The organism is Nonomuraea sp. NPDC049646, assembly GCF_044465525.1.
Classification (GTDB): domain Bacteria; phylum Actinomycetota; class Actinomycetes; order Streptosporangiales; family Streptosporangiaceae; genus Nonomuraea.
In genome coordinates, this window is the sequence record NZ_JBITLU010000012.1 from 16,250 (window position 1) to 39,150 (window position 22,901).

Consider the following 22,901-nt stretch of genomic DNA (forward strand, 5'->3'; position numbering starts at 1 on the left):
CGCCCGCCAACACACACTGAGCGAGCGCGTCACCGCGGCGGCCGCCGCCGTGCACGCCGCCGAGCAGGACATGCGCCACTACGTCCAGGATGGCGGCGGTCCTGCCGAGCAGGCGGCTGAAGCAACAGCAGGCCCGCCTGAGCCAGCAGGCACGCCAGGTCCAGGCCGCAGAACAGGCCGCCCGTTGGCTGCAGCAGGCCCGCCAGGACGTGGCCGGCGGCCGCGAGCAGATCCGCCGACTGGGCCAGCGCGAGAGCCGCCTGCATCGCGAGCTGGACGGGCTGGGGCGCCTGCGTCCCTCCCATCGGGCACGGCGCCGAGAGCTGGAGACCGCGCTGCCCCGCCTGCGCGAGGACCTGGCCGCCGCGCGTGAGCGCCTGGCCCTGGTGCTGCGGCAGAGCCTGGCATTGGAGGCGGCCGCCGAGCAGACCGCCGCCCTCGCCCCGCCGGTCACCGCTTGGCCGCTGGTTCGACGCCGGCACCACGATCTCGAACGCGACTGGGAATCGGCCCGGCGCGGGGCATGGGCCCGCGACGTCGACGCCGCCGCTCAGCGCGCCGACCGGGCTCGACAGGTGCACCAGGTGGCCCAGGCCGAACTGGTCGCTGTGCATGACGAACGCCGGCGTCGCGCCGACCTGCCGCCCGACCGGCGCGAGATCGAACATGCCGCTCGCACCGAGAACGCTCAGCGCCAGGGTGAGGCGGCCGCTCGCAGCGACAGCCCGGATCGTCCGGCGCCGGGGCGGCAGAGCGAGCGTGTGCGCCCGCAGCCCTGCCGGCCGGCGCCGAGTAGGGGCGTCGACCGAGGGCCCGGCCTGAGCCGCTGACCTGCGCCTCTTTCCATCTGGCTGCCCTGCAGGAATCACGCGACCGCCTGCTGGACACCACCGGCGCCAGGCCTGTGCTGAGCGTGCACAGCAGCCTGGAACAGGCCATCCTCGCGGCCCTGAAGGCCGCTGATCCGCGTGACGAAAGGCTGTGACGATCTGTAGGTACGGGGCTCCGCCCAGGCGCCGCGGCCGCGGTGCGCTCACAGGCACCAAGGCGACGCCCGCTGCGCGACCGCGTACCCCGTCGGCCACCTTGACGCGGCGGTTGCCTTGGCCTGCCCTGGCACTGGGCCGTCGACCGGTAGATGTGGTCGCATGAGCAAACACACCCCATGGGACAAGGAGGCGGCTGCCCGCCTGCAGTCCACGGCCGCCACGAAGCCCGACAGCCCCAGCGCCCGTGACGGCCTGGACCGCGAGGCGCAGTCGCGAGCCGACAAGAACGAGGATCAGGAGGAGAAGAGGCAGGGCGGCGACGCTGCCTGAGACCACCGAGTCGAGGGTGAGGCACCTTTGCATCTGTGATGTACGGGGCGCCGCGTTGCCGAAAGAGCAGGCACCGGCGTTGCCCTCGACCCTGGTGTTGACTGGCGGGCGTGAAATCCGCGTGCGCGAGATGATCCCCAACAGCCACCCTGTCCGTATGCACGAACATGCCGCAGCATCGATTTCGCCCTCGATACTCTCAACCGAACTGCTCGGCTTTCCGCCAGAGGCACGGGTGCTCATCGTCAACTGCGACGACCTGGGCATGCACCACGACATCAACATCGCCGTGATCGACTCCATCGCAGCGGGAATCGCCACGTCCTGCAGCCTGATGACGCCCTGCCCGGCCGCGCACCACGCCCTGCAACTGCTCCGCCAGCAGCCCGAGATCCCCTTCGGCATCCACCTCACCTTGGTCTGCGACACTCCTCACTACCGGTGGGGACCGCTGACCCCGAAAGAGAAGGTCGCCTCGCTGCTCGACGAGCAGGGACTGATGTTCGCCGCCACACCCGCTGGCCGTGCCGCATTGCTCGCCGGCGCGCGCCTCGACGAGGTCGAACTCGAGTTCCGAGCACAAATCCACGCAGCCCTCGATGGCGGGCTCACCCCGACGCACCTGGACTTCCACTGTCTGGCCGACGGCGGCCGCGACGACATCCTTGACCTGACCCTGGCGCTGGCCGCAGAACATGGCCTGGCCGTACGGGTCTGGCTGCAACCCAAGCGGCAGGAGATCCGCGCACAAGGCATGCCGGTCATCGACCACCCCTTCCTGGACAGCTTCTCCCTGCCCACCGACCACAAAGGGGCCCAATACTCCCGCCTGTTGCGCGATCTACCGGCAGGACTCAGCGAATGGGCAGTACATCCAAGCGTGGGCACCCGCCAAACCCGCACGATCGACAGCGGCTGGCTCGTACGGCAGACCGACTACGAATTTCTCACCTCGGCAGCCGCCCGCGACCTTCTCCGCCAAGAGAACATCACCGTGATCGACTACCGCGTCATTCAGCAGGCATGGCCTCAACCGAGCCGCTCCGCCTGAAAGGCGTCCTCCTCCCGAGTGTGGCCCCAGCCGCCAAGTAGCCCGTTGACCACTCAGAACCTCCGCCATGGCGGCGTGATCACCGCGACAATGTGATATCAGCACGCACAGAAGAGCCTCACAATCTGCACAGACCGCCCTTCAGCGTGTCACGAGATGCAGAATGTCAACGTGACCAGCTCTAAGGGGCCTCGATTCCGGCCTGGCGTCGCCAGAGGCGACAAGGCCTCACGACGGAGGACCGCACATTTCCGGCGTCGAATACAAGGCGATAGAGGCAACCCGAATACCTCAACCAGCGGGAAGTCGAGGATCGGCATTGCTGCCATCCTTGCTACTGCTGCGGCACTGATCAGCTCGGGTGCTGCGGTTGCCTCCGTGCTCTATGCCCAGGAGCAGGAACGCACGGCTCAGTTGCAGTTGGAGCACGAACGCAGAATCTGGCGAGAGGAACAATCGAGCGCAGCCGCCGCCGACCAGAAACAGCAGCGCGAATACGAGGACAAATTTGCGGCGCGAGTTGACTTCGTCGAGAAAGCCTCGTCGGAGTCCTCCAACTTGGGAGGCTCCTTCCGCTACCTTATCCGCAACAGGAACGTCTCGGCGCTTCAGTTCGTGATGCTGGAGACGGTCGAGCTGGATAGCGACACGTTCAAGTATGCGTATAGCGTGTCTATTGGCCCATGTCGCGAGGAGCTGCTTGAGTTCGCTTCGCCCATCGCGAAGGAGCTGTCGAAACGCGGTGGTCAGAACGGTGGCTATCATCTCGCCGAGCGGGTAGGCATGTACATCGGCGACGGGCAGCGCTTCTGGAAGTACGAGAGCTATATGCAGCCCCGGAGAATTCAGGGGTCACCTCCTTGGGACAGCACATATCGGCAAATAACCGAAACCCCCATCCGTGAGGGTAAACGGATAAGGGATTGCGATACCACGTAAGTTCGTGTGGCTCAGTCGGCTTCCGCGCCCCCTGCTCCACCGGCCTCAACCGTTCGACCGTGACCACGTCGCCTCCCCTGTGTCACCGGACCCCGCACCACCTCAGCGACGACGACGCCATCACGCCCGCGGTCACGATGCAGGGTGATCGAGCCGGTGGCCATCCTCCTACAGGCCCCGTCCGAGCAGGACCGGCAAGCCCGCGCCGACCTGATCAACCAGTTCGCGCAGCAGGAATCCGCCCCTGAGCGGCAGCTGGCGGCCTGGGAGGCGCCCGGAACCCTGGGCCTCCTGGTCCGACAGTGAGCCGCTGGGCGCGACCACGCTCGCCTGCACGGCTTCCTTGTCGAGACAGATGACCGCCGCGTGCTGTCGGCGTACAGGCAAAGGCACACAGGCAAGTACAGGCAGACATGCAACCGAACTGCTCAGAGCCCGAACGGTGAGGGCCTGAGGTGGGGATCACGTGACCGTACCGCGGGCGCGGAGCACCGCAACACCGTCGCCTTCGAGCTCGTTCCAGTAGCCGGCGCGTCCGGTCATCGCCATCGTCAGCGCCACTGTCGGGCCGGCCACGAGAGCGCCGGAACCGGTCTCGAAGGGGCCGTCGTTCGCGACGAGACGCAGGCCGCGGATCCGGCCCTTGGCCAGGACCACCATGTCCGTGCGCCGGTAGTAGTGGGCTATCCGCGTGAGCAGGTCGATCGGGTAGTCGCGCCGGATGCCCAAAGGTCGCCGGATGTCCTCTCCGTGCACGATCGTCTCGCCCAGCATCGCCATGACCGGCAAGGGTGGCTTGGTCGTGCTGGTGATGATGCGGCGGAACCTGGCAAGCGTCTCGGCCGGGGTCGCGCCCAGTTGTTCGGCCAGCCGCATGGCCACCTGTTGGTCGAAGTCGAATCGGCAGCGGATGACGCCGGTCAGCCACCGTACCGGAGTGAGGCTCGCCCCAGAGGTCATGTGCGCCAGCACCTCGCGGACCGTCAGCCCGGCGCACAGGGACGGCGTGGCCCATCGCTCATCGGTCAGATCCGCGAGGTCGGCCGCCAGTGCCGCCCGTTCGGCGTGGACCAGCGACCAGAGGTGGACCTTGTCGATGGGTTCGGGTGTGAACTCGGTCATGGTCAGCGGCTCACCAGACCGACGCGATTGCCGTCGAGGTCGGCGAATACCGCGATGCGCCCCAGGGGCGTCTGAGTCGGCTCCAGGACCCGGCTGCCGCCCAGCCGTTGCGCACGAGCGAGCGCGGCCTCGACGTCGTCAACCGGGAAGTAGACCACGATCCCCGTATACGGGCTGTTCGGACCGGCCTGGCCGATCCCTCCCGCAGGACGGCCGCCGTCGTCGCCGATGAGTGCGTAGGTCTCGTCGATGGCGTTCACCTCCCAGCCGAACATTTCCTGATAGAAGCCTCGCGCTTGCCGAGCGTCGAGTGTGGAGATGTCGAACCATTCGGCTGCGGGGCGGGATCCGGTCGACGTCATGGCAGTCCTCTCTGGCGGGGCCGGGCCGGTGTGGCCCGTCACCTGGTAGGACTGCCGCTGTAGGGCACAATCGTCGCTCATGGGGGAAAAATCTTTCGGGCTCCCGGCGGACCCGGTGCGAAGCGGTCAGGAGGCTGACCTGGCCCGAGCTCGTACGGGGGATGATGCCGCCTTCGCGCGCCTGGTCGGGCCGCTGTACCAGGAGTTGCATGCCCATTGCTATCGCATGCTGGGCTCGACTCACGACGCCGACGACGCCCTGCAGGATGCCCTGCTGCGCGCCTGGCGAGGGCTCGCGCGGTTCGAGGGCCGCGGCTCGTTGCGCTCGTGGCTCTACACCGTGGCCACCCGCACCTGCCTGGACCTGGTCGCCTCCCGCGCCAAGCGGGCGCTGCCCGCCGACCTTGGCTCATCCAGCGACCGGGCCGTGCTGGACGCTGCCCCCTTGACCGACGTCGCCTGGTTGGCGCCCTACCCCGATCAGGGCCTCGCCGACGGCCGCGCCGCCCCCGAAGCGCGTTACGAGCGGCGCGAGTCCGTCGAACTCGCTTTCGTCGCTGCCCTGCAGCACCTGTCGGGCAACCAGCGGGCCGCCCTGCTGCTGTTCGACGTTCTCGGGTTCTCCGCCGCCGAGATCGCCACCATGATAGGCACCTCGACCACGTCCGTGAACTCCGCCCTGGCGCGGGCCCGCAGGCTCATTGCCGAGAAGACCCCCTCGATGAGCCAGCAGCAGGCGCTGCGGACGATCGGCGACGCCAAGGTGCACAAACTCGTGGCGGCGTTCGCGACGGCGTTGGAACGCGGCGACATCGACGCCCTGGTGCCCCTGCTGACCGAGGACGTCACCTGGTCCATGCCGCCTCTGGCGCACTGGTACAAGGGGTTGGCGGCCGTCACCGACTTCGCCCTGCAAGTCCCCATCACCCGATGTCCAAGCTGGCGCACCCTCCCAACCAGCGCCAACGCCCAGCCCGCCGTGGCCTTCTACCTCGGCGGCGACGTCGCCGGGCCGCACACCGCCTGGTCGATCACCGTGTTCGCGCTCCGCGGCCCGCGCATCTGCGAGATCGTCTCGTTCCTCGGTCCCGACCACTTCCCACCCTTCGCGCTGCCCGCCTCGCTTCCCTGACCGCGAAACCGCAGGCGTTGGCTGAGGATCGCATCGGCCACTTCTCTGCCCGTAGAAGTGAAGGGTCGATGCGTCAGACGGTGGGGCGAGATACCTGCTCGGGGTGTGCTTGCCGGCTGCGGCCGGGGTGTTGGCCGGCAAGAGGGCCACCTCGCACTGGGGGCGGGTGCGGCACCTGGAGGCTCGGCAGCACGGCAGTCGAGGAGCGGGTCGTCTTCGATGGAAAGATCGTCACCGCGGCAGGGGTGCCGTCGGGGATCGACATGGCGTTGACGTTGCTGGCCAGGGAAGCCGGGGAGCGGATGGCGCAGACGGTTCAGCTCGCCATCGAGTACAACTTGGCTCCGCCGCATGACATGAAGACGCCGGGCGAGCTCAAGGAGGAGGCGCTGCGGGTGATCCCGATGCAGTGACCGGCGCGGATCGCATGGGCGCCTCCGGCACCAGATAGCACACCAGGAGCTTGAGGAAGAAGAAGACGGTGAACCAGTCCAGGGTCTCCGGAACCGGCAGGGCCGTCAGGTTGACCAGCACCGCGGCCATATAGGCGGCCATGGCAGCGGGCCGCTTGGCCTCCAGTCGGACCATCTCGATGAGCAGAGCGCCCGCCAGCAGAAGGGCGGAATTGGTCAGAAACCACCCCCATGCGGCGTCCAGCACCACGAACGCCATGGCCGCCAGGTAGACGAGGTGTGCGGCGACGAACCGGAGCCGCGCGCGCGAGGGTTTGTGGTGGTACCACCTCTTGGCCGCGTTTGTCGCGTTGGTCATCACGCCGCCCACGAGATCGAGGCCGATGACCACCGTGACGAGCCATTGCGGCCAGCCCCCCTGGATCGGCGCCAGGAGCAGGTGCCAGCCGAGCAGCGCCATGCACGCGAGCGAGCCGGCGATCTCCATCCGCTGCTCCGCCCGGCTCTTGCCCGGCCCCATGAACCGCTCGAACGCACCCCTCCATCCCGGCGGCGTGGCGGGGATGGTCCAGTCGATCTCAGCTCTCATCGGGCTTGCTCCACATCCCTCGCACCAGGCTCCAGATCACATCCGGTACGGCGGAGCCCTGGCGTAGCCTTGCGGCAGCCCAGACGTCGGCGGCGCGCAGGACGGCGGCGGTGGCGACGAGCATGAGCTCGCGATCCACGTCGGACCTGATCACGCCGAGGGCTCGCCCGTTGTCGAGCACGGGGGCCAGCCAGGGCGCGGGGTCCTGGGCCGTGCTCGCGTCGAGCAGCGCCAGGTCATCGGGATGGGCCAGCCCGTGCGCGGTCAGCCGGCCGGAGGCCGCCTGCAACTGCTCCCAGAACTCTTCGGCCGAGCCGGCGTCCGGCCAGTCCCCGAGTGCCTGGGATATCCGCGCGTGCACATCCTCGATCACCCCGGCGAACAGGTCTTCCTTGCCGTCGAAGTACTGGTAGGCCGACGTTTTGGAGATCCCGAGCGCTGCGATGATCTTGTTGTAGGAGGCGCGGTCGGCGCCGTCCCGGGCGAAGTGCTCCCTGGCGACCTGCAGGATCGACTCCCGCCGGTCGGCGGGCAGGCGATAGAAGCGTGGCAACGGCATGTACCGATGGTACACCCCAGTGGTAACCCTATGATCAACACAAGCGCCACCGTGCTGACGGCGGCGACCGCGAGGACGTCGAAGGCGATCCGGAGGGGTACCGCTCGAACGGTGAAACCGGGTTCCTCGCCCTCTTTCGCGGACGTTGGAGCAGTTCCGCGATGTGGTGCTGGCAGGGGAGGTCGACCGGGTGAACTGCCGGGCCGCCGACTCCGGCGAACTGGTGTCCCTGCGGTGGTCGGAATCCCCGCTGGTCTGGCACCAGGTGGAGGGCGGGATGGCCGACCTCGAAGGGCCGTACACGACCGCGCGCCTCATGGCCGACATGAGCCGCGTGCTTGTTCCGCCGTTCTTGGTGCGGGAGCAGGCGGAGTCCTCCCGGCGCGGCGTCTTTCCTGGCTGGCCCTTCGACATTCCCGGCGGCTGGTGGATCGCCGCCTCCTGGGCGCTCGTCTTCTTCGCCATGCTCTGTTCCATGCCTCGACTTGCCAGCCGGCGGGCTTGGTTAGGGCTATTCACCGTCGGGCATCGAACATCCCCCGCACGCGAGTGGGCGCGTGCGGCCGACCTGTGCACCGGTGCTCTTGGCGCGCCCGCCCATCGTGTCCACCGCGGCGAACGCCAGATCCTTCGGCGGCAGCCTGAGGTCGGGCACTGCCCCGAACGCGGATGATCACGTCAGGGAGTTGCGAAGCGCGCGGCGATCGTCCGGGCTGCTTCGTCGACCGCCCGCAACTGCTCTTCCTTGGTGATCGACCACGTACCGTGCGTGAGGCACGGCCAGAAGATCGCGGACGCGATCATGCCGAGGAACTGTGCGGATGCCAGATCCGGATCATCGATGTCGGCGCTTCCCGCGGAGTGTGCCTCCCGCAGATAGCGCCCCAGCGCCTGCAGCACGGGCAGCGTGCCGAAGTCGAAGGTCCGCTCGCGCAGTTCGGGGAAGTGGTGCGATTCGGCGATCACGGTTCGCATCAGGGCGACCATGCGAGGGCGAGTCAACAGTTCCGCATACGCGCGACCCAGCACCACCAAGCCCGCGTAGAGGTCGCCGGTTGGGATCTCGACCGGCTCCGGAGCCGGCGATCCGCCTGCCGCGAGCACCGTTGCCTCGAAGAGCTCGGCCTTGGTCGGGAACTGCTTGAAGAGCGTTGCCTTGGACACCCCTGCGCGCTCGGCGACACGTGCCAGTGGCGTGCGGTCGTACCCGAACTCCAGGAAGAGCTGCGCGGCGGCGCCGAGGATCGCCTCGCGATTGGTCGCGGCCACCGCACGGTGGTACGAGGAGCGTCCCTGTGTCATCCGTTCAGCATCTCATCGAGGCGAGTTCCTTGACTCGCCATTACGAACACGATTAGGTTAATAGAGGTGAGTCGCTCGACTCACCTCTCGGAGATAGGAGCGGCTTATGGCTACCGTGATCGTCCACGCGACCATCACTCTTGACGGGTTCCTGGCAAAGGAGGACGGCGGGGTCGACTGGATGTTCGGCCGGCCCTCCGCTCCCGAGGATGACGCCGTCGTCGAGACGGTGATGAGCCGGATCGGCGCGGTGGTCGGCGGCGCGAACAAGACCCAGACCATCGAAGACGGCGAGATCCCGTATGGCGGCATGCTGAAGGTCCCGGTCTACCTGATGACCCGCAGCGCCCATGAGCCGATCGAGCGCGACGGCATCACGTACAACTTCGTCGTCGACGACATCAAGGAGGCCGTCAGGCTGGCCACGCAAGCGGCCGGGGACCGCTGGGTCAGCCTGCTCGGAGGAAGCATCGCACGACAGTGCCTGCGGCTGGGTCTCGTCGACGAGCTCCACCTGGACGTTGCGCCGGTCCTGCTCGGCGACGGCATCTCGCTGTTCGCCGGCCTTGGGCGGCACATCGAGCTTGAGCGCCTCGATACATCAGCCTTCGCGAGTGAGGCTCATCTTCGCTACCGAGTCCTCCGTTAGCCAGAGTTGCAGGTCCTGCGAGCTATCGGGAGCCGCGGTGCCAGGCGGCAACGGTCAGCAGCGCCACCGGCCCCATCGCAGATCGTCCGCAAGCCCGCTGATCAGTGGTGGAGAGGACGCTGGCCTGGCTGACCGCCTGTCGCCGTCTGGCCCGCGACTACGAACGAGACCCGAAGATCTCCGAGGCCGTCATCCGCTGGGCTGCCTGCCACCTGGCGGGCTCGCGCCCGCCGCGTCAAATGTCCGAGGCGCGAGCTCTGGTCCGCCGGGTGCTGGAAGTGATGACCACCGTGCCCGCGCTCGTCAGCGACCATCGCTTCGACCTCCCGGCTTCCAACCCTTGATCTGCAGCATGGCCTCGAAACCGGCCACCTGCGCGGCGAGCCGGCGAAGCCGCGGGTGCACATCGATCGGCTGTCGGCTGCGCAGGTGCGGGACAAGGTGGGAGAGGACCAGGACCCAGGAACGTTCGCCAGGGGCACATGAGCCTTCATGGGCGCTTGCTGTATGAATGATCGCAACTGCGGTGATTCATCACGCAAGGCACGGACCAGGTGAGCGGAGGTGGTCTCGATGGCGGACGGCGACACGGCCGCGGGACGGGTGATCTCCCCGATCCTGATCGGACGCGAGGAGGAGCTTCGCCGTCTGGTCGCCGCAGTGAGCCGGCCGCCCGCGGTGGTCGTGCTCGAAGGCGAGGCCGGTATCGGCAAGAGCAGGCTGTTGGCCGAGCTGGCGGCGCTGCCCGTGATGGCCGGCAGACTGCTGCTGCGCGGCGGTGCCCGGCGCATCCGGGAACCGTTCCCCCTGGGCCCCCTGATCGAGGCGCTGCGCGGCACCGGCGACGCGCTGGCGCGCGCCGAACTGTCACCGGTCGCGGGCGCGCTGCGCGCTCTGCTGCCCGAACTGGAATCCGTGCTGCCGCCTGCGCTGAAGCCCCTGGACGACCGGGCCGCCGAACGTCACCAGCTGTTCCGCGGCCTGGCCGAGGTGCTGCGGGCGCTCGGCCCCGTCGTCCTGGTGGTGGAGGATCTGCACTGGGCCGACGAGCAGACGATCGAATTCCTCGCCTACGCGCTGGCGGTCCCGCTGCCGGAGATGTCGCTCGTGCTCGCCTACCGGGGGGAGGAGGCGGGCGGCTCGGTCCGGGAGGTGACCGGGCGTCCCGCGGACCCGGTCTTCCACGATCACATCCTGTTGAAGGCCCTGGACGCCGCGCAGACCGGCGCGATGGCCGCGGCGATACTGGGCGAGGCGGGCGTCACCGCGGACTTCGGCGCGCACCTGCATGAGCTTTCGTCGGGGTTACCGCTGGCCGTCCAGGAGTTGATGGCGCTGCTGCGGGCGCGCGGCGCGCTGATCAGGCTGCGCAGCGGGCGGTGGGCGCGCAAGGCGGTGGCCGAGCTCGACGTGCCGCCGGGCGTACGCGACTCGGTGCGTGAACGGGTGGCACGGCTGCCCGAGGTCGCGCGGGTCGTCGCGGAGGCGGCGGCGGTGCTGCATGTGCCGGTGCGGCTGGAGGAACTGGCCGCGGTAAGCAGGCTGACCAGGGCCGACACCGTGGCGGGGGCGGACGAGCTGCTGGTCTCCGGCCTGCTGGTCGAGCAGGCCGGAACGGTGGCGTTCCGGCACGTACTCACCGCCCAGGCGGTGTACGGGGCGATCCCGCTCGGCCGGCGACAGGAGCTGCACGCGCGGGCCGCCGCGGCCGTGCGGGCCCTGAAGCCGGTGCCGCTCGGCCAGGAGGCCCACCACCTGCGCCGGGCCGGACGGCTGGCCGACTGGGTGGAGGCCGCCGAACAGGCAGCGGAACAGGCCTCGCACCTCGGCGACGACGCCGAGGCAGTCCGCATTCTGGAGGACGTCCTGCGCCACGCGCCCCTCGCCTCGGAACGCCGAAGCCGCCTGGCGGTACGGCTGGGATGGGCCGCCCCCCAGGTGCTGCGCCCGCCGAAGGTCATCGACCTGCTGTCGCAGGCGCTGGAGTCGGAGCAACCGGGCCCGCTACGCGGACAGCTGCACTTTCTCATCGGATTGCTCCAGGAAAGGCTCGGCGAGGACCCCGGCGCGCAGCGCCGCGCCTTCACCGCCGCCGTCGACGACCTCGCCGGCCAGCCCGAGCTCGCGGCATGGGTGATGGCGGCGCTCGGCCGGCCGATGGACGCGCGGGTGCCGCTGGCCGAGCACATCGTGTGGCTGGAGCGGGCGCTGGCGGTGGTGCCGGCGATCGGCAACCCGGTCGAGGAGGTGTTCATCCTCGGCAAGATCGCGACCTCGCTGGGCGGGTACGGCGACCCCCGCTGGCTGGAACTGACCAGGGAGGTGCGCCGCAGGACCGGCGGCCGGCCACGGCACCGGCAGGAGGTGGGCGCCTACCGATCCATCGCGGAGAACGCCTGTCTCGCAGGGAACTACGAAGTCGCCGCCACCCTGCTGACCGCGGCGATGCGGGAGGCGGCCGGCGAGGAGTCCTCGCGCGAGCCGCTGGCGCGCTGCCGCCTGGTCGCGCTCTTGCTGGCCTGCTGCCAAGGCCGGTGGGACGGCCTGGAGGAGGAGACCGCGCTCCTGCTCGAGGAGTACGGCGGCCGCCCGTTCGACCGTCTCGGCGCCGAGACCGTCGCGGCCTGCCTGGCGCTGGCGCGCGGCGCGCTCGACACCGCCCGGCGTGAGCTCCCCGACGTCGCCGGCAACGCCCTGGTCATGGGCGCCTATGAGCTGCTTCCGCTGTCGGTGGCCGGGTTCCTGCGGCTGTCCACGGCGAACGGCGAGGCCGGGGCCGCGCTCGCGGCGACCGAGGCGGCGGTCGCCGTGTGGGAGATCAAGGGGCTCTGGCCGCTGGCGGTTCGCGCGCTGCCCGCGCTCGCCGAGGCGATGGCGGCCGCCGACCGGCAGGAGGAGGCGCTCGCGCTGGTGGCCCGGCTGTCGGCACGGCTCGGCGACCTCGACGCGCCGATGGCCGCCCCGGCGCTGGCCCACGCACGCGCTCATCTCACGACCGGGGACGAGGCCGCGGCGGCGGACTTCCGCGCGGCGGCAGCCGGTTACGACCTGCTGGGCGCGCCGTACGAGGCGGCCCAGGCGCGCGAGCTGGCGGCCGGGCGCCTGTTCGCCGCCGGGTGCGCCGGAGCGGGAGAGCCGCTGCAGGAGGCGATGGCGACGTTCCGGGGCCTGTCGGCCCGATGGGATCTCGACCGTGCCGCGCAGCTCGCCCGCAGGCACGGCGTGACGGTCAAGGGCCGCTTTCCCGGCGGCCCGCAGGGTTACGGTGCGGACCTGTCTCCCCGGGAACGCGAAATAGCCGACATGGCCGCCGCGGGCCTGACCAACCGGGAGATCGGCCAGCAGCTGTTCGTCTCCCCCCGGACGGTGGAGAAGCACCTCGGCGCCGCGTTGCGCAAGCTCGGGCTGCGCTCGCGCGCCGCCCTCGGCGCGCACCTCGGCCTGGAGCACCCCCGTAGTGACCCACCCCGTCCGTGAGCCGCGAATGGGGTGCCCTACCCATAGTCCTCACCGGCGGTGCGCACGAGGCTTGTGGCATGTCCGAAACCGACTCCACCGACGGCGAACAGGGCGACGCCGTCCCAGCGCGGGAAGGACCGCCGGAGAAGCCGGTCATCGAACCCCTTGACGACGCCCCCGAAGGGTTCGAGCCCGTCTGATCTTCCCCCCCTCTGCACCCGAAAGGGCAGTTCCGCATGTTCCCACGCAGATCACCGCATGATCCCCCCTCCCTCAGGCCACGCCGCACGAGCGCACTGCTCGTGGTCTCGGCTCTGGCGCTCGGCGCCCTCACGGTGCCCGGCACCCCCGCCCTCGCCGAGGAACCCGCTCCCACGCCGGGTCACACGCCGGGTCAGGTCACCGGCCCGGTCGCGCTGACCGGGCTGGGCCCGGGCGACCATACGATCACCCTGATCACCGGCGACCGGGTACGGCTCGGCGACGCGGGCGGCGGCAAGTACACCGTGCGCCCAGAGGCGCACGTCCGCCCCGACGGCACCACCGCCCGGCTGTCCGCGCTCGCCACCCCCAAGGGCGTGTACGTCACCCCGGGCGACGCCGTGCCCGCCATCAACTCCGGCCGCCTGGACCGGGAGCTGTTCAACGTCACCTATCTGGCCGAGAACGGCTACGCCGACGACAAGTCCAAGCAGCTGCCCGTCATCGTGCAGTACCCAGAACGGCACACCGACCAGGCCGTCGCCACGGCGGCCGCGGCCATCCCGGCCGGCGAGCCCGTGCTCACGCTGGAAAGCGTGAACGCCTCGGCGATCCAGGTCACCAAGGCCGAGGCGGGCGCGTTCTGGAACGCGGTGCGAGCCGTGCCGGAGACCAAGGGCGCCAACGGGATCGTCGGCCTGGCCAACGTGCCGGACACTCTGCGCGGCGGCATCGCCAAGGTGTGGCTGGACGGCAAGGTCAAGGCCGACCTCGCCGAGAGCGTCCCGATGATCGGCGCTCCGCAGGCGTGGGCCGGCGGCCACGACGGCGCCGGTGTGAAGGTCGCCGTCCTCGACACCGGCGTCGATGCGGCACACCCCGACCTGGCCGGCCGGATCACCGACAGCAAGTCCTTCATCCCCGGCCAGCAGGTGCGGGACGGCCACGGCCACGGCACCCACGTCGCCTCCACCATTGCCGGCTCCGGTGCGGCGGACGGCGGCAAGCACAAGGGCGTCGCCCCCGGCGTCCGGCTGATCGTCGGCAAGGTGCTGTCGGATGAGGGGACAGGCAGCGACTCCCAGATCATCGAGGGCATGGAGTGGGCCGCGGCCTCCGGCGCCAAGGTGATCAGCATGAGCCTCGGCGGCGGGGCCACCGACGGCACCGACCCGATGAGCCAGGCGGTCGACACGCTCAGCGCGTCCTCAGGCGCCCTGTTCGTGATCGCCGCGGGCAACACGGGCGCGGCGGGCGCCGAGACGGTCGCCACCCCCGGCACGGCCGACGCCGCGCTGACCGTGGCCGCCGTGGACAAGAGCGACGCGTGGGCGGCCTTCTCCAGCCAGGGACCGCGCGTCGGCGGCGGCCTCAAGCCGGACATCGCCGCCCCGGGCGTGGCCATCACCGCGGCGCGCGCCGCCGGCACCAGCATGGGGAGCCCGATCGACGAGCACTACACGGCCGCGAACGGCACCTCCATGGCCACCCCGCACGTCGCCGGAGCCGCCGCGATCATGGCGCAGCTGCACCCGGACTGGACGGGCCCGCAGATCAAGGCCGCGCTCATGTCGACCGCGAAGGACGACGCGCTCAGCGTCTACAAGCAGGGCGCCGGCCGCATCGACGTGGCCAGGGCGTACGCCCAGCGGGTCTTCGCCACCACCGGAGGGATCGACTTCGGCGCGGTCGAGAGCGGCGCCGAGCCCATCACCAGGGAGCTGACCTACACCAACGGCGGCAGCGAGCCGATCACCCTGAAGCTCACCGCCGAACTGCGCAGGTCGGACGGCCGGGCGGTGGAGAGCGGGCTGAGCATCGCCGCGACAACCCTCACCCTCCCCGCCGGAGGCGCCGCCGCCACTGCCGCCACCATCGATCCCAAGGCCCTGCCCGATCTGGACACCTACACCGGCGTCGTCACCGCGACCGCCGAGGGCGTCCAGTTGCGCTCCGCCGTGGGCGTCGTCCGCGAGGTGCCCAAGGCCACCCTGACGATCCACACCCTGGGCCGCGACGGCAAGCCGCGCAGTCCGTGGGCCCAGGACACCATCGACATCACCGGCGGCAAGGGCTTCATCGGCGGGGTCGGCTTGATCGCCGAGGGCACCACGGTCGTCCGCGTGCCGCAGAGCGTCATCAGCGTGACGCAGCTCATCGAGTGGGTCGGCGACGACGACCGGGGCAACCTGGCGGTGCTGTCCGTGCCGGAGTTCACCGTCACCGGGGACACCGAGATCACGCTCGACGCCAGGAAGCTGGCGGAGATCCGCTTCACCACCCCGCAGCCGGCCGAGCCGTTGAGCAACTTCCCCTACCTGGCCTACCAGCGGACAACGGTCAGCGGAACCCCGTTCATGGGGTTCGTGTGGCCCAAGGACTCATGGACCCGGGTGTGGGCGCTGCCCACGGAGAAGGTCACCAAGGGCTCCTTCCGCTTCCACACCCGCTTCACCCTCGGCAAGGCCGAGGTCGCCATGAGCGTGCGCGGGCGGGACCGGCTCCCCTTGAGCCCGGCCTCGGCGCTGCACGGCTACAACACCTTCGGGGTGCACGAGCAGAGCGACGGCTTCCCCGACTTCCGGCCCTTCACCGGCACCCATGACCTGGAGCTCGTGGACGTCGGGGAGGGCAGGCCCGAGGAGCTCGCCGGCCGCGACCTGCGCGGCAAGCTCGTCCTGCTGGAGGCGCCGATGTCGCAGAACACGTTCGGCGACGCGTGCGGAGTCCAGATCGAGCGGATCGGCCCGATCCGCGACGCCGGCGCTGCCGCCATCGCGCACTTCCCCAAGCCCGGGACGGGATGCGCGATCCCGCTGAGCTTCACGCAGACCCCGTTCACCGGACAGGCCAAGCCGATCGGCATCCCGACGGTGTCCCTGCCCTCCCGCGAGGCCCTCGGCCTGCGCGACCGGCTCGCGGGCGGCAGGCAGGTCACTGTCCGGGTGACCGGCACCGAGGAGACGCCCTACAGCTACACCTTCGCCCCCTACGAAGAGGGCCGGGTGTCCCGCTCGCTGCACTACACCTTCCGCGAGCGCGACCTGGCCAGGATCGACCTGGACACCCACGTCGTCGCCCCCAACCGCTACAACGACTGGCGTTACGCGCAGAAGGCCGACGACGTCATTCCGCTGTCGACCGGGCTCAGCGGGTGGGGCGGCCCCCGGCTCACCCTGCAGGAACGCCAGGACTGGGTCGGGCCGCTCGACTCCGGCCTCCTGTGGTCGCACGGCATGGAAGAGCAGCGCGGCGGGCCCACGGACGCCCGGATCCCGCAGTGGGCCCTGGAGGTGTTCGACGAACCGGTCCGCGTCCGGCAGTCGTGGATGACCACGCCGTTCACGCCAGGCGTCGCGACCGGCTCGGACAAGGTCTACAAGCTCGCCAAGCCGGGCGCCAACCTCGGCGCACACCTGCGCTGCCTGATGTGCGTGCAGGGCGACAAGCTCTGGGCGGAGTTCGAGCCCAGCTACGGCTCGCCCGGCAGCAGGAAGCACAACGGCGACTACTGGCCGACGCCCGACCTGTCCAAGCCGGGCTTCGACGTCCGCCTCTACCGGGACGGCAAGGAGATCCCGCGCGCCTCGGTCAGCGGCTCCACCATCCTGCCGGTCTTCGCCCTGCCGAAGGACTCCGGCAGCTACCGCCTGACCGCCAAGAACGACCGGCACGACGTCGAGTGGGTCTTCAACACCCCGGTGACGGCTCAGCGCCTGCCCGGCTCCTTCTGCTCGCTCGATGTGCTGTACGGCACGGCGAAGCCTTGCAAGCCGGCCCCGGTCGTGTTCGTCAGCTACGACCTGGGCGACACCCTGGACGTCACCAACAGCGTGCGCGCCGGGCGGTCACACGCCTTCACCGTCGCCCCCTACCACGCACCGTCCCCGTCGAAGATGCCGGACATCGCCGGCCTGAGATTGTGGGCCAGCACCGACGACGGCGCCACCTACACCCCCGTCCCCGTCAAGCGCGACAAGGACGGCACCTACACCGCCACGGCCCGCTACCCCGCCCTCGGTGCCACCAAGGGCGCAGTGACTCTCAAGGTCGAAGCCTGGGACAAGGCGGGCAACACCCTCAAGCAGACCACCATCCGCGCCTTCAACCTACGCAAGTGACCACCTGACCATCGCCCGGCCGGACTCCCACCGTCCGGCCGGGCTCTTGGATCAGGGGCGGTTCGCCGGCGCCGGGATCGCGCTGGTCGTGGCTGCCTTCCTCCACGATCCGGCCGCCGTCGAGGAAGGCGTCGGCGCGCCGGACGGTCCGCATCCGATGCGCCACCATCGCCACCGTCCGCCCCGCCGTCAGGCGCTCGATTGCCCTCGTGGACGGCCGCCTCGTTGACCGGGTCCAGCGCCGAGGTCACCTCGTCCAGCAGCACGACGGGCGCGTCCTTCAGCAGGGCCCGCGCGATCGAGACACGCTGGCGCTCACCACCGGACAGCAGCGCGCCGCCCGCACCTCCGCGAGGCTTGCGCCGGGACGGCCCCAGGAGCACGTTCTCCTCGATCGTGCCGTCGAAGAGATAGACGTCCTGGAAGACGATGGCGATCCGCGCCAGCAGCTGGAGCCGCCGCTGACCTGCTGAAGGCGGTGGAGATCTTGCGGGAGCTGAACGCCACGGGCGCCCGCAAGGTCCCGCGGTCGCGCCGGTCACCTTCGTACCGGCCCGCTGGCGCGGCTACCTGGATACCGCGGCCAAGAGCGGCGATGCCAGCGCCTACCGGCACTACTGGGAGTTGTGCACGCTGCTGGTGCTACGGGACGTCCTGCGGGCGGGAGAAGGGTGGGTGCCCGGATCGCGCCGGTATGCCAACCCGGCCGCCTACCTGCTCACCCCGGCCAAGTGGGCGAATCACTTCGGGCTGACCCGCATGGCCGATGCCGCCGGGATCTCCTCCGACATCCTGGCCTGGACCGCCGAATGGTACGTGCGGGAGGAGACGCTGCGCGCGGCGAACCTGGCGCGCTGGATCGGCCTTCACCTGGCCCGCCACGTAGTCCACGGCCAACTTCGGGACGTCCTCGAGAAGGAATCCCTGCCGATGCGCGTGACCACTACGTGCTGAACCGGAGACATTACGCAGAGTTACTGTTGGGCTGGTGGTGCGAACCCGAGTGGGGAGCCTTGGACGGGTGTGGTGGATTCCGGCGATGGCCTACCGGCGCGGGCGTGCAGGTGTGAGGACGCCGGGCCATCCCCGTTCGAGCAGGCCGACGACGACGTCCAGCGTGTGGCGGGGTTCGGCGTCGATGGTGTTGGCCAGGTCGGGGATCTGCAGGACGTAGCGGGCCAGGAGCCGGGCGAGCAGGTCGTCGGCCGGCAGCGCGGCCTCGCGGGCGATGGCGGCGGTGAGCGCCTCCTGGGCCAGGGTCCAGGAGTGCAGCGCGTATTCACGCAGCTCCGGGGTGGCCCGGATGAGGTCGAGCGCGCGTCGCTGGTCGGGGGGAGGGGCGGGGTCGAACGGGCCGCGCCCGGCCATGTGGTCGCGCAGCGCCTCCAGCACGCTCTGGCCGGGCGTCCGCAGGTGCACGGCCTGGACCACGGCGGCGACGTGCTCGCTCCGGTTGCCGGGAAAGACCAGGCTGGCCTTGCCGTCGGGAAAGTAGGCGAACAGGGTGGCGATCGAGGTGCCGGCCACCTCGGCGATCTCGCGAACCCCGACGTCGTCGTAGCCGCGAGCGGTGAACAGCTCCAGAGCGGTCGCGGTGATGGCCTGCCGGGTGGCGGCCTTCTTGCGTTCGCGCAGCCCTGGCGGTGGGGACGGGGTCGCGGGCGCAGCCTGCGGGGGATGGTGCGGCGGCACGCGCCGCTCGGGTGCGGGCCAGCCGTGGGCGAGCAGGGTGAAGGCGGCGTCGATCTCGGCGCGCGGGTCGTCGCGGCGCCAGGGCTGAGTGCGGTCCAGGACGAACCGGGCCAGCGCGCGGGCGGCGACGGCGGCGCCGGGGGCCTCGGGCCCTGCCCGGCGGATGGCCTTGGCCAGCTCTTCTTCATGCCGTAGCCACATGCGGCGGGCGTAGTCGCTCAGAGCCGGTGTGCGGGCGACGAGGTCGAGGAACGCGACGGCATCGGGGGCGGCCCTCGCCCCGCAGGCGTGGCTCAGCAGCCAGTCACGCAGGGCCTCCAAGACCGAAACGCCCTCGGGACGGACGCGAACCGCGGCGACCAGGCTTGCCTGCACGTCGTCCTCTTCGTCGAAGACGAGGGATTCCTTGGTCGGGAAGTGCTTGAACAACCCGCTCATCGACACGTCCGCGGCCTCGGCCACGTCTTTGATCGCGACCTGCTCGTAGCCGCGGTCGAGGAACAGCTTCAGCGCGGCGTCGGCGATCGCCTGCCTGGTGCGGGCTTTCTTGCGCTCCCTGCGCCCCGTGGCCTCGGTCATGCAGCCAGTCTACGGCATTGACTGGAACAACTCCCTGAGTAGAGTCGTTATAGTTTCAGAGCGAATGCACAAATGTGTTCGTTCTTTGTGCTGCTCATCGAGGAGTGATCGACCATGGTCGACGCGGCCGTCTCGCAGGCCCGGCCGGGCGTTTCGATGCGGATGGTCCTGTCCTGGCTGATCAAGGAAGTCCCGCTGCGCAGCGGGCCCGGCAAGCCGCCGGCCGCGCCGCGAGCGGCCGGCCCACCGTGACCACCTCGTGCCCGGCCGCCGGCCGGCCCTGCCGGCCCGGGAGACCGGCGCGGCACGTCCCCGCTCCCTCTTTCCGCCCTCTGCACCAAGGAAGTACCACCATGACCACCGCGCACCACCCCATCGCGATCATCGGCGCCGGACTCAGCGGCCTGACCCTGGCACGCGTCCTGCACACCCACGGCATCCCCGCCACCGTGTTCGACCTGGAGAGCGATCGGCACGTCCGCACCCAGGGCGGCATGCTCGACATCCATGAGGACTCCGGGCAGGTCGCGCTGCGCGCGGCAGGCCTGTACGAGCCGTTCCGAGCGATCGTCCACCCCGGCGGGCAAGCCATGCGCCTGCTCGACCGCGACGCCGCCGTCGCCCTTCAGGAGGAGGACGACGGCACCGGCGACCGTCCCGAGGCCGACCGCGGCCAGCTGCGCGACCTACTGCTCGACTCCCTGCCGGACGGCACGATCCGCTGGAGCGCCAAGGCCACCGGCGCCCGCGCGTTCGGCGACGGCCGCCACGAGGTGAGCTTCGCCGACGGCAGCACCATCACCACCGACCTGCTGGTCGGCGCCGACGGCGCCTGGTCCCGCATCCGGCCCCTGCTCTCACCCGCCCGGCCCGCCTACACCGGCATCTCCTTCGTCGAGCTCGACCTGCTGGAGGCCGACATCCGCCATCCCGGCAGCGCCGCACTGATCGGCGGCGGCTTCTTCATCGCCCTGGACGGCGAGTGCGGCTTCCTCGCCCACCGGGAGAGCGACGGCAGCCTGCACGTCTACAGTGCCCTGCGGACCGGGCACGACTGGCTGGACGGCATCGACTTCACCGACCCCGCCGCCGCCAAGGCCGCGCTGCTGGCGCACTTCACCGACTGGGACACCGCCTTCAAGACGCTGATCGCCGAGGCCGACGGCCCGCTCGTACCGCGCCACATCCATGCTCTGCCCGTCGGCCACTCCTGGCCACGCGTACCCGGCGTCACCCTGCTCGGAGACGCCGCGCACCTGATGTCCCCGTTCGCCGGTGAAGGCGCCAACCTCGCCATGCTCGACGGCGCCGAGCTCGGCCAGGCCATCGCCGACCACCGCGGCAACATCGAGGCCGCGCTGGCCGCCTACGAAAAGGCGCTCTTCCCGCGCAGCGAAGCCTCCGCCGCCGAGTCGGCCGCCTCGCTGGAGCTGATGTTCGGCCCCGACCCCGTCACCCGGCTGGCGCGGATGTTCGCCGACCAGCCACAGACCTGACTCCTCCTCCCGCGGCCCCGACCCGGGCGCCCGTGTTCCCCCGCACCTGATCTGAAAGGACCCATCATGATCACCATCGCCGTCGTTCTGGCCAGCACCCGTCCCGGCCGACGCGGCGCGACTGTGGCCGAGTGGGTGATGAAGCACGCCGCCGAGCGCGCTGACGCCCGCTTCGAGCTGGTCGATCTCGCCGAATTCCACCTGCCCGACCTGGACGAGCCGGCGCCGCCCGCCTCCGGCCGCTACACCCACGACCACACCCGCTCCTGGGCCGAGACCGTCGCCCGTTACGACGGGTTCCTGTTCGTCACCCCCGAGTACAACCACTCCGCCCCTGGCAAGCTGAAGAACGCCCTCGACCGCGTACACGCCGAATGGCACAACAAAGCGGCCGCCTTCGTCTCCTACGGCGTCGACGGCGGCGTCCGAGCCGTCGAGGCGCTGCGACCCGTGCTGGGCGCCCTGCAGGTCGCCGACGTCTCCGCCCAGGTCGCGCTCAGCATGCACCACGACTTCACCGGCTTCACCGACTTCACCCCGGGCGAGCGCCAGACCGCCCAGCTGACCGCCACCCTCGACCAGCTCATCGCCTGGTCCACCGCCCTGGCCCCGCTCCGCACCCCCGCCTGACCCAGCCCTTCCCACCGCCCCGGGCATCGGCTCCCGCGGGCGGCGGGAACAACCGCCACATCGTGCCTCACACCACGGCGTGAAGCGCCTCGCATCACTGCCGAAAGGGAATGGCGCAGCCCGGGACGCCTGGCGCTGATTATGGTCGGCCGATACCTTCCGGACCTCGATGCTGGGCATTGCAGGGCGGCGAAACGAGGTTCATGTTAGGTGGGTCACCCCAGAGAAAGGACACGTCATGGGCTGGCTCGACGCCGCGCTGACTGTCGCGACCACCATCGGAAAGATCGCCGGATCTCTCGTCGGCGGTAAGGAACTCGTGCACTTCGGGCCGGTCGGCACGGGAACCAACGTCACGATCGGCCAGGTGGTCTTCTGGGTGAGCACGCGCGACAACCATATCTGGGTGCTCAACCAGTCGACCGACTCCGGCGCCCAGGTCTACTTCCCCGGTGGACGCGACCCCAGGGTCGAACCGTCCGCGATCCAGATACCAGAGGGGACCAAGTTCGACCTCACCAAGGCCTTCAACATCTACTCGCTGGGCGATGTCGACGATCTCGTCATCACGCCTTGGGACCAGAAACCGCCCAGATCGGGCGCGAACGGTGAGGACGAGGTCAACCTGCAGGCGCAGGGCAACAACGTCCAGCCCAATGTCGAGGTGTCGCTCGGCCCGTACTTCAAGATCAAGGTCAACGCCTCCGACCGCACCATCCTGATCACCGTGCTGGGCGGGCTGGCGCTGACGGGGATCGTCCTGCTCAACGTGCACGGCGCGGGCTCCACCTTCGCGCGGATCGCCAACGTCGTCCGCCCCAAGGACGTGCTGCCGGGCGACGACAGCATGGTGGTCGAGGTGCCCGCGGGCGTGGACGTGGCCGCCGGCCTGCAGTCGATCGAGATCATCGCCACGGTCACAGGCATCAAAATGATCATGGACAGGTTCACCCAGGACCACCCAGGGCTCCTGCAGCCGCTGTCGCCGGAGGACCTGGAACGGCTCGCGGCGTACCGGGAGGGGTGACGCGCCTCCCCGCTTGCTCCGGCGTCTCCGCCCGGCCCTGTTCCGGCGCTCCCGTCCGGCCCGACTCGCCATGCCTTCAACGCCGTTTCGCCTGCCTTACGCGCCTGACAAGATCATCGCACTCTGACCTGCAAGAACACGCTAGGAACCCAAGGTGATACCGTCCGCGGGTGTCGATGCCGGGCTCGAGCGGCGCTCGTGGGTTGTGGCCGGTAGTCGACCCGATGACGGCCCGTCCTGCGGGACCGGGAAGTGTAGG

The 22,901-nt window shown here is 70.2% G+C and carries 26 protein-coding genes; 19 read left to right on the top strand and 7 right to left on the bottom strand.

Translation table 11 applies throughout. The features are described from left to right. The first annotated feature begins 89 nt into the window (after window positions 1–89). The 5 genes from ACIBQ8_RS32325 to ACIBQ8_RS32345 all read left to right on the top strand — a co-directional run bounded on the left by ACIBQ8_RS32325 (window position 90) and on the right by ACIBQ8_RS32345 (window position 3,615). Window positions 90–830, top strand: coding sequence for a hypothetical protein (locus ACIBQ8_RS32325; protein ID WP_397193759.1), 741 nt, complete (start codon window positions 90–92; stop codon window positions 828–830). A 318-nt stretch (window positions 831–1,148) separates the two neighbouring features. Beyond that, window positions 1,149–1,319, top strand: a complete 171-nt coding sequence (locus ACIBQ8_RS32330) for a hypothetical protein (RefSeq protein WP_397193760.1) — start codon at window positions 1,149–1,151, stop codon at window positions 1,317–1,319. Window positions 1,320–1,374: 55 nt separating this feature from the next. Further along, the gene (locus ACIBQ8_RS32335) at window positions 1,375–2,370 is read left to right on the top strand and encodes a polysaccharide deacetylase family protein (protein WP_397193761.1); all 996 of its coding nucleotides are present in this window, start codon (window positions 1,375–1,377) and stop codon (window positions 2,368–2,370) included. Window positions 2,371–2,748: 378 nt separating this feature from the next. Further along, window positions 2,749–3,309 (top strand): hypothetical protein, encoded by a 561-nt coding sequence (locus ACIBQ8_RS32340; RefSeq protein WP_397193762.1) that lies wholly within the window; start codon window positions 2,749–2,751, stop codon window positions 3,307–3,309. A gap of 144 nt (window positions 3,310–3,453) precedes the next feature. Next, complete coding sequence (locus tag ACIBQ8_RS32345) at window positions 3,454–3,615, top strand: hypothetical protein (protein ID WP_397193763.1); 162 nt, start codon at window positions 3,454–3,456, stop codon at window positions 3,613–3,615. Between the two features lie 156 nt (window positions 3,616–3,771). On the opposite strand, the gene ACIBQ8_RS32350 is transcribed toward ACIBQ8_RS32345, so the two are convergent. Both ACIBQ8_RS32350 and ACIBQ8_RS32355 read right to left on the bottom strand, forming a co-directional pair. After that, window positions 3,772–4,431, bottom strand: a complete 660-nt coding sequence (locus ACIBQ8_RS32350) for a maleylpyruvate isomerase family mycothiol-dependent enzyme (RefSeq protein WP_397178441.1) — start codon at window positions 4,429–4,431, stop codon at window positions 3,772–3,774. A gap of 2 nt (window positions 4,432–4,433) precedes the next feature. Further along, window positions 4,434–4,793: a VOC family protein gene (locus tag ACIBQ8_RS32355; RefSeq protein WP_397178440.1), complete on the bottom strand. Its 360-nt coding sequence runs from the start codon at window positions 4,791–4,793 to the stop codon at window positions 4,434–4,436. Between the two features lie 79 nt (window positions 4,794–4,872). Here ACIBQ8_RS32355 and ACIBQ8_RS32360 point away from each other — a divergent pair, with 79 nt between their 5' ends. Both ACIBQ8_RS32360 and ACIBQ8_RS32365 read left to right on the top strand, forming a co-directional pair. Beyond that, window positions 4,873–5,925, top strand: a complete 1,053-nt coding sequence (locus tag ACIBQ8_RS32360; RefSeq protein ID WP_397178439.1) for a sigma-70 family RNA polymerase sigma factor — start codon at window positions 4,873–4,875, stop codon at window positions 5,923–5,925. Window positions 5,926–6,188: 263 nt separating this feature from the next. Continuing rightward, window positions 6,189–6,338 carry a hypothetical protein gene (locus tag ACIBQ8_RS32365; RefSeq protein ID WP_397193764.1) on the top strand — a complete coding sequence of 50 codons (150 nt, stop codon included), beginning with the start codon at window positions 6,189–6,191 and terminating at the stop codon, window positions 6,336–6,338. Here ACIBQ8_RS32365 and ACIBQ8_RS32370 read toward each other — a convergent pair. Continuing rightward, window positions 6,301–6,927, bottom strand: coding sequence for a hypothetical protein (locus ACIBQ8_RS32370; RefSeq protein ID WP_397178437.1), 627 nt, complete (start codon window positions 6,925–6,927; stop codon window positions 6,301–6,303). The two genes, ACIBQ8_RS32365 and ACIBQ8_RS32370, sit on opposite strands and share 38 nt — an antisense overlap. Then, window positions 6,917–7,486: a TetR/AcrR family transcriptional regulator gene (locus ACIBQ8_RS32375; RefSeq protein WP_397178436.1), complete on the bottom strand. Its 570-nt coding sequence runs from the start codon at window positions 7,484–7,486 to the stop codon at window positions 6,917–6,919. Before ACIBQ8_RS32375 ends, ACIBQ8_RS32370 begins: the two co-directional genes overlap by 11 nt. A 145-nt stretch (window positions 7,487–7,631) precedes the next feature. On the opposite strand from ACIBQ8_RS32375, the gene ACIBQ8_RS32380 reads away from it, so the two are divergent. Beyond that, window positions 7,632–8,159, top strand: coding sequence for a hypothetical protein (locus ACIBQ8_RS32380; protein ID WP_397193765.1), 528 nt, complete (start codon window positions 7,632–7,634; stop codon window positions 8,157–8,159). Window positions 8,160–8,164: 5 nt separating this feature from the next. On the opposite strand, the gene ACIBQ8_RS32385 is transcribed toward ACIBQ8_RS32380, so the two are convergent. Next, window positions 8,165–8,755 (bottom strand): TetR/AcrR family transcriptional regulator, encoded by a 591-nt coding sequence (locus ACIBQ8_RS32385; protein WP_397193766.1) that lies wholly within the window; start codon window positions 8,753–8,755, stop codon window positions 8,165–8,167. A 139-nt stretch (window positions 8,756–8,894) separates the two neighbouring features. Between ACIBQ8_RS32385 and ACIBQ8_RS32390 the strand changes: the two genes are divergently transcribed. From ACIBQ8_RS32390 to ACIBQ8_RS32410, 5 genes are all read left to right on the top strand, one after another. Beyond that, complete coding sequence (locus ACIBQ8_RS32390; protein ID WP_397193767.1) at window positions 8,895–9,437, top strand: dihydrofolate reductase family protein; 543 nt, start codon at window positions 8,895–8,897, stop codon at window positions 9,435–9,437. Window positions 9,438–9,544: 107 nt separating this feature from the next. After that, window positions 9,545–9,781 (top strand): hypothetical protein, encoded by a 237-nt coding sequence (locus tag ACIBQ8_RS32395; RefSeq protein ID WP_397193768.1) that lies wholly within the window; start codon window positions 9,545–9,547, stop codon window positions 9,779–9,781. A gap of 229 nt (window positions 9,782–10,010) precedes the next feature. Next, entirely contained in the window at window positions 10,011–12,914 is a 2,904-nt protein-coding gene (locus tag ACIBQ8_RS32400; protein WP_397193769.1) for an AAA family ATPase, read from the top strand. A 59-nt stretch (window positions 12,915–12,973) separates the two neighbouring features. Next, complete coding sequence (locus ACIBQ8_RS32405; protein ID WP_364337215.1) at window positions 12,974–13,096, top strand: hypothetical protein; 123 nt, start codon at window positions 12,974–12,976, stop codon at window positions 13,094–13,096. Between the two features lie 102 nt (window positions 13,097–13,198). Beyond that, window positions 13,199–17,218: a S8 family serine peptidase gene (locus ACIBQ8_RS32410; RefSeq protein WP_397193770.1), complete on the top strand. Its 4,020-nt coding sequence runs from the start codon at window positions 13,199–13,201 to the stop codon at window positions 17,216–17,218. Here ACIBQ8_RS32410 and ACIBQ8_RS32415 read toward each other — a convergent pair. Continuing rightward, a complete protein-coding gene (locus ACIBQ8_RS32415; protein ID WP_397193948.1) occupies window positions 17,104–17,547 on the bottom strand; it encodes an ATP-binding cassette domain-containing protein in 444 nt (147 codons plus the stop codon). The genes ACIBQ8_RS32410 and ACIBQ8_RS32415 overlap by 115 nt on opposite strands. On the opposite strand from ACIBQ8_RS32415, the gene ACIBQ8_RS32420 reads away from it, so the two are divergent. Further along, window positions 17,428–17,691 (top strand): hypothetical protein, encoded by a 264-nt coding sequence (locus ACIBQ8_RS32420; RefSeq protein WP_397193954.1) that lies wholly within the window; start codon window positions 17,428–17,430, stop codon window positions 17,689–17,691. The genes ACIBQ8_RS32415 and ACIBQ8_RS32420 overlap by 120 nt on opposite strands. Window positions 17,692–17,842: 151 nt before the next feature. Continuing rightward, window positions 17,843–18,172 (top strand): Tn3 family transposase, encoded by a 330-nt coding sequence (locus tag ACIBQ8_RS32425; RefSeq protein WP_397193771.1) that lies wholly within the window; start codon window positions 17,843–17,845, stop codon window positions 18,170–18,172. Between the two features lie 90 nt (window positions 18,173–18,262). Here ACIBQ8_RS32425 and ACIBQ8_RS32430 read toward each other — a convergent pair whose 3' ends face one another. After that, window positions 18,263–19,489 (bottom strand): TetR/AcrR family transcriptional regulator, encoded by a 1,227-nt coding sequence (locus ACIBQ8_RS32430; protein ID WP_397193772.1) that lies wholly within the window; start codon window positions 19,487–19,489, stop codon window positions 18,263–18,265. A gap of 114 nt (window positions 19,490–19,603) precedes the next feature. Here ACIBQ8_RS32430 and ACIBQ8_RS32435 point away from each other — a divergent pair, with 114 nt between their 5' ends. The 4 genes from ACIBQ8_RS32435 to ACIBQ8_RS32450 all read left to right on the top strand — a co-directional run bounded on the left by ACIBQ8_RS32435 (window position 19,604) and on the right by ACIBQ8_RS32450 (window position 22,642). Then, window positions 19,604–19,741: a hypothetical protein gene (locus ACIBQ8_RS32435; protein ID WP_397193773.1), complete on the top strand. Its 138-nt coding sequence runs from the start codon at window positions 19,604–19,606 to the stop codon at window positions 19,739–19,741. A 101-nt stretch (window positions 19,742–19,842) separates the two neighbouring features. Next, window positions 19,843–20,985 (top strand): FAD-dependent oxidoreductase, encoded by a 1,143-nt coding sequence (locus ACIBQ8_RS32440; protein ID WP_397193774.1) that lies wholly within the window; start codon window positions 19,843–19,845, stop codon window positions 20,983–20,985. Between the two features lie 66 nt (window positions 20,986–21,051). Then, window positions 21,052–21,615: an NADPH-dependent FMN reductase gene (locus ACIBQ8_RS32445; protein WP_397193775.1), complete on the top strand. Its 564-nt coding sequence runs from the start codon at window positions 21,052–21,054 to the stop codon at window positions 21,613–21,615. 238 nt (window positions 21,616–21,853) lie between these two features. Further along, a complete protein-coding gene (locus tag ACIBQ8_RS32450; protein ID WP_397178426.1) occupies window positions 21,854–22,642 on the top strand; it encodes a hypothetical protein in 789 nt (262 codons plus the stop codon). Window positions 22,643–22,901: the final 259 nt, after the last annotated feature.